The organism is uncultured Oscillibacter sp. (genome assembly GCF_910587525.1).
GTDB lineage: Bacteria > Bacillota > Clostridia > Oscillospirales > Oscillospiraceae > Oscillibacter.
Map to the genome: position 1 here is coordinate 1 of NZ_CAJULS010000177.1, position 3,711 is coordinate 3,711.

The 3,711-nt window shown below is 60.4% G+C and carries 3 protein-coding genes and 1 pseudogene; all 4 read left to right on the forward strand.

From position 1 onward, the window contains the following. Positions 1-686 (forward strand): hypothetical protein (locus QZ326_RS11845; RefSeq protein ID WP_295745468.1); only part of this gene is annotated, 686 nt, incomplete at its 5' end. A gap of 530 nt (positions 687-1,216) precedes the next feature. Continuing rightward, positions 1,217-1,531 carry a hypothetical protein gene (locus QZ326_RS11850; RefSeq protein ID WP_295745471.1) on the forward strand — a complete coding sequence of 105 codons (315 nt, stop codon included), beginning with the start codon at positions 1,217-1,219 and terminating at the stop codon, positions 1,529-1,531. Position 1,532: 1 nt separating this feature from the next. Continuing rightward, entirely contained in the window at positions 1,533-3,458 is a 1,926-nt protein-coding gene (locus QZ326_RS11855) for a V-type ATP synthase subunit I (RefSeq protein ID WP_295745474.1), read from the forward strand. Positions 3,459-3,482: 24 nt separating this feature from the next. Further along, a pseudogene (locus QZ326_RS11860) lies at positions 3,483-3,711 on the forward strand (permease); the annotation flags it as partial.

Genomic DNA, 3,711 nt, shown 5'->3' on the forward strand with positions numbered 1-3,711 from the left:
TGGAGAACAATATTTTTAAGAGCGTGGCATTTGGCGGATTTGACAAGCAGGATGTCGTCAGCTATATAGAGAAGAGCGCGCGGGAGGCAGCGGAGGCCCAGGAAAAGCTCCAGCAGGAAAACGACGGCCTGCGCCGGGAATCTCAGGCGATGGAGGGACAGGTCTCGGAGCTCCAGAGGCAATTGGAGACCCTTGAGGCGGAGAATGCCCGCTTACAGGAGAAGCTGACCCGGGAGAGTGCCCGGCGGGAAGAGCTGGAGGCTCTGCAGCCGGAGGTGGAGCGGCTGAGCGCCCAAATGGAATCCCTGCGGGCCGATGCTGAGGCCTACGCCCGGTTTCGGGATCAGTTGGGGGCCATTGAGTGCGAGGCCCGCCGGCGCGCGGTGGACCTGGAAGAGGAGAGCCGGAAACGGACGGAGGCCGCAGAGGAGGCGTCCCGGCGGCGGACTGCGGCTCTGGAGGAGGAGACCGGCACCCGCCTGCGGCGGCTGGCGGACCAGTTTCAGGCCCAGTACCGGACGCTGATGGAGGGATTTGAAACCACTGCCGCCCATGTCAACAGCGAGTTGCGGAAAATTGAGGTGAACCTCACCCAGCTACCCCGGGCCATGGACCAGTCCGACACAGAGCTGAAGGAGCTGGAGGCGCTGCTGGAGCGCCAGGAAAAAGAGGAAAACAGGCATTGATCAGGCGTGCGGCGGACAGTGGTTCTGCCGTGCGCCTTTGCGCGCCTGCGGCGGTCAGAGCGAGATCGTGGCAGACAAAGGCGGGCCGGCTGCCGCTTCGGAATGAAGGAATGGCCTGTAAATATAGAACCGATCTCTTTGGAACGGCGGCATTATGGGGAATAAAATGGAAAACCGGGTCCAGAATAAGAGGGAAAGACTGGAGAAAAGCGCCGCTGCCGCCCAAAAAGAGGAATGGCAAAAAGCGCCGGAACTGGGAAAAATCTCTTGCGTTGTGGGAGTGGATATGGTATGATAAATACGCCTTTGTGAGGCAATGTCATTAAGTTAAGACCAGTTTTCAAATAATGGGGTATCAAAATGTTCTTAGATTTTAGATAAACAAGCAGAATCCAAAACATTTCTGCATCCCCCATTATTTGGTAAATTTCCTTAACTTAATGACATTGCTTTGTGAGGCCGTTCATATCCCTGGCGGACGGCCTGACGACGGCGTTAAAATCGTGTTGCAGGAGAGAAGGTGAAAACGGATGTCCCTGGAAGCAATCGAAAAGGTCACGCAGGTCGAGACCGAAAACCGGGAGCGCAAAGCGGCTGCAGAGGGCGAGGCCCAAAGGCTTGTCGCCGACGCGGAGCGGGAAGGGCTTGCACTTTTGCAGCAAGCGCGGACCGATGCGGCTGAGAGCGGAAAAGAGCTGCTGCGGCAGGCGGAGGCCAGATCCGCGGAGCGGGCCGCTGAGATTGATCGCGCCGCACAGGCTGCGGCCGCCGCCCTGCGGGAGACGGCCGGACAACACCTGGAGGAGGCCGCGGAGTTTATTGTCGGAAGGGTTGTGAAGCACTGATATGGCCATTGTAAAAATGAAGAAGCTCCGTGTGATAGCGATGGCCGGTCGGCGGGAAGAGCTGCTGGAGGGACTGCTGCGCCTGGGGTGCGTGGAGATCAGTGAGCCGGACGGAAAGGAGCAGGAGTGGTCCGCACTTATGCGGCGGGGTCAATCCCGGCTTCTCTCTGCTAAGGAGGATATCACCCAGGCGGGTACCGCCCTGGCGGCTCTGAAGAAGTATGCCCAGAGCAAGGACGGATTGTTTATTCAGCGCCGCCCTGTCTCTGAGGCGGAGTTCCTCGGCGGGAAGACCGTGGAGAAGGCCAGGGCCGTGAGCCGGGATATCGGCGAGCAGCTTCAGGCTCTGACCCGGCTTCAGAACGAGGAGAGCCGCCTGCTGGCAAGGCAGGCGTCCCTGCAGCCCTGGAGATCGCTGGATATGCCTCTGGAGCTGGAGGGCACGGCCAGCGTGCTGTTCCGGATGGGCGTGTGCCCCGGCGGAGCCGACACCGGCGCCATCAAAACCGAACTGGCGGCGGCGGCGGACGCGGCAGCTGAGCTCTACGAGCTCAGCGCAGACAAGCAGCAGAATTACTACTTGCTTGTCTGTCACCGGGCGGACGAGAGCGCTGTGATGGAGCTCCTGCGGCCCCACGCGTTCAGCGTGGTGTCTTTCCAGGGGCTGACCGGCACGGCGGCGGAGAACCTCCAGAACCTGGAGCGGCAGCTGGAGGAAAACCACGGAGCGCAGGCCCGGGCGGCGGAGGCCATCGCCGCGCTGGGCGGTGAAAAGGAGCTGCTCCAGCTCTACACGGACCGCCTGCGGGCCGAGGAGGCCCGGGAGGTCAATGCAGAGCGGATGCTGACCGACGGCACCATTCTCTTTTTCGAGGGCTGGGCCCCGGCGGAGCGGATGGGGGACGTGCAGTCCCTGCTGGAGAAACTCGGCTGCGCCTGGGAGGCCTCGGACCCCACTGAGGAAGAGATTCCGGAGGTTCCGGTGCAGCTGAAAAACAACTGGCTGACAAGGCCGCTGAACATGGTGACGGAGATGTACTCTCTCCCCGCCTACAACAACGTGGACCCCAACCCCCTCATGGCGCCGTTTTTCATTCTGTTCTACGGCATCATGATGGCGGACATGGGCTACGGGCTTTTGATGTTCCTGGCGGGTACGATTATTTCCCGGAAGTACCGGCCCAAGGGTACCATGGGCCACATGATGGGCCTGATGCAGCTGTGCGGCGTGTCCACCTTTATCATGGGCGCCATCACCGGCGGCTTCTTCGGGGACTTCCTCACCCAGGTGGTGAAGCTCACCACCGGCGGAGACTTCGCCCTTCCGGCCCTGTTTACGCCGCTGAACGACACGCTGATGATCCTGGTGGGCGCCATTGCGCTGGGCGGCGTGCATATCGTTACCGGTATGGCCGTCAGCTTCATCCGCAAGCTTAAAGCCGGAGCGGTACTGGATGCCATCTTTGAAGAGGCCACCTGGTGGATTGTCTTTGCCGGTATCGGTCTCATGGCTGCGGGTGTGACGAACATCGTGCTCTATGCGGGATTGGCCCTGGTTGTCGTCGGTCCTCTGGTTACTGGACAGGGCTTTGGCAAGATCATGGGCATCTTCGGATCCCTCTACAACCATGTGACGGGCTTTTTCGGAGATTTTCTCTCCTATGCCCGTCTTATGGCTCTGATGCTGGCGGGCAGCGTTATCGCTCAGGTATTCAATACATTGGGCGCCATCCCCAACAACATCATCATTTTCCTCATCATCTCCCTGGCCGGCAACGCGCTGAACTTCGCGCTGAACCTGCTGGGCTGCTACGTCCACGATCTGCGTCTCCAGTGCCTGGAGTATTTCGGCAAGTTCTACGAGGACGGCGGCAGGCCCTTCCGGCCCCTGGCCATGGAGACGAAATACGTGGACATCACAAAGTAATCAAAATTTAGGAGGAACACAACTATGGGTACGGATATCATTCAGGCAATTGAACAAAATGCGGCGGCACAGTCCTTCCTGGGGGCCTTCGGCGGTCTGGCGCTGGCCCTGCTGGGCGCTGGCCTTGCGGCGGTGCTGCCCGGTATCGGTTCCGCCAAGGGCACCGGCATTGCCGGCGAGGCGGGCACGGGACTTCTGTGCCAGGACCCCAGCAAGTTCGGTAAGGTCATGATTCTCCAGGTTATCCCCGGCA